The organism is Mesorhizobium sp. (assembly GCF_024509055.1).
In the GTDB taxonomy this organism is placed as follows: domain Bacteria; phylum Pseudomonadota; class Alphaproteobacteria; order Rhizobiales; family Rhizobiaceae; genus Mesorhizobium.
Window position 1 is genome coordinate 1 of sequence record NZ_JANINM010000328.1, and the last position, 1,724, is coordinate 1,724.

3 protein-coding genes are annotated in these 1,724 nt (G+C 61.5%); all 3 read left to right on the forward strand.

The window, feature by feature from the left end; translation table 11 throughout:
- The first annotated feature begins 1 nt into the window (after position 1).
- Positions 2-400: a DUF350 domain-containing protein gene (locus Q0L57_RS14430; RefSeq protein ID WP_296743676.1), complete on the forward strand. Its 399-nt coding sequence runs from the start codon at positions 2-4 to the stop codon at positions 398-400.
- Between the two features lies 1 nt (position 401).
- Positions 402-809, forward strand: coding sequence for a hypothetical protein (locus tag Q0L57_RS14435; RefSeq protein WP_296743678.1), 408 nt, complete (start codon positions 402-404; stop codon positions 807-809).
- A gap of 9 nt (positions 810-818) precedes the next feature.
- Positions 819-1,724: glutathionylspermidine synthase family protein (locus tag Q0L57_RS14440; RefSeq protein ID WP_296743680.1), on the forward strand; the 906-nt coding region annotated here is incomplete at its 3' end.

A 1,724-nucleotide genomic window follows, 5' to 3' on the forward strand; every position in this document is an offset into this window, starting at 1 on the left:
CTTGCAATCGCTGGCAGGCTTGCCGGCTTTCCTGGTGTACTTCTGCACGGCACTGGTCGCCGTCATCCTCTACCTCTTCGTCTACACCCGCATCACCCCGCACGATGAATTCAAGCTGATCCGCGATAACATTCCCGGCGCGGCGATTTCGCTTGGCCTCAGCCTGCTCGGATTCACGCTGCCAGTCATCAGCGCCATGACTCACGCCGCGAATGTCATCGACTGCCTGATCTGGAGCGCGATCGCACTGATTGTGCAGATCATTGCCTACTTCATCGTGCGTATTCCGGTGCCCGATCTCTCGAAACGCATCGCAGCCGGCGAACTCGCGCCCGCAATCTGGCTCGGCCTGTCCTCGCTCGCGGCTGGCGCGCTCAACGCGGCTTCGATGATCTACTGACATGGCGCAAAAACCCGGCAACGAGTTCGGACGACGAAAGACGCCGGTGGCAACCGACGCCACCGCACCTGCTTCGAAACGGTCCGGCCACGTCGCGCTGGTACTGATGGGAGCCTTGGCGGTCGGCGGCGGAGCGTATGCGTTGATGCCGAGCGAGAAGTGCGATCCCAACGACGCTGCGCTCACCTCGGAGCAGCGTACGGCCTGCCAATCGCGACGATCGTCGTCATCCGGCGGGCACGGCTATTATGGCGGCTCGTCGCGCAGCAGCTATTACGGCGGCGACTCTTCGTCGCACTCCTCATCCATCGGCGGCTCATCTTCCAACATCGGAATCGGGCACACCACGCGCGGCGGATTCGGGTCGTTCGGCCATGCCATCGCCGCGCACTTCTCCGGCGGCGGCTGAAGCAACCCTATGCAACGCATCGAATGTCCCGAGCGTGACGACTGGCAGGCCACCGCCGAGGCAGCAGGCTTCGACTTTCATACCCTGGACGGCGAGCGATACTGGGACGAACGCGCTTACTACGCGTTCTCGCTGGACGAGATCGAACGCCAGATCGAAGCGCCTACCGGCGAACTGCACGAGATGTGCCTCGCGCTGGTGCGCCGCGTGGTCGACAACGAACGCCTGCTCCAGCGCCTGAAGATTCCGGCGGCCTGCTGGCCGTTGATTGCTGAAAGCTGGCAACGCCGAGACGCCAGCCTGTACGGACGCTTCGATCTTTGCTTCGACGGCCGCAGCCCGGCAAAACTGCTTGAATACAACGCTGACACCCCAACCTCGATCTTTGAGGCCGCGGTGTTCCAATGGACCTGGCTTGAGCAAGGCATCGAACGCCAGTTGATCCCCAGGCGCGCCGATCAATTCAACTCGATCCATGACAGCCTGATCGCGCGGTGGCGGGAGATCGCGGCCGGACGTCGCCTCCATTTCACGGGCAGCTACGAAAACCCGGAAGATGCCGTGACACTGAATTATCTCGAAGACACCGCTCATCAGGCAGGGCTCGATACGACCGCACTCGATATCGAGAGCATCGGCCTCAACAGCCAGCGCGGTTTTGTCGATCTCGATGATCGTCATATCGAACTGGCGTTCAAGCTCTATCCCTGGGAATGGATGCTGCGCGATTCCTTCGGCGGCAACGTGCGGTCGTCATCGACACGCTGGATCGAACCGCCGTGGAAAGTGGTGCTTTCCAACAAGGGCATCCTGCCGCTGCTGTGGGAGATGTATCCAAACCATCCCAATCTGCTGCCCGCCTATTTCGAGGACGATCCCAACGCCGACAAACTGGGAACGTCGTTCGTGCGCAAG

Coding starts and splice junctions, on each gene's coding strand:
- Q0L57_RS14435 (WP_296743678.1), top strand. CDS start 402: ATGGCGCAAAAACCCGGCAACGAGTTCGGACGACGAAAGACGCCGGTG.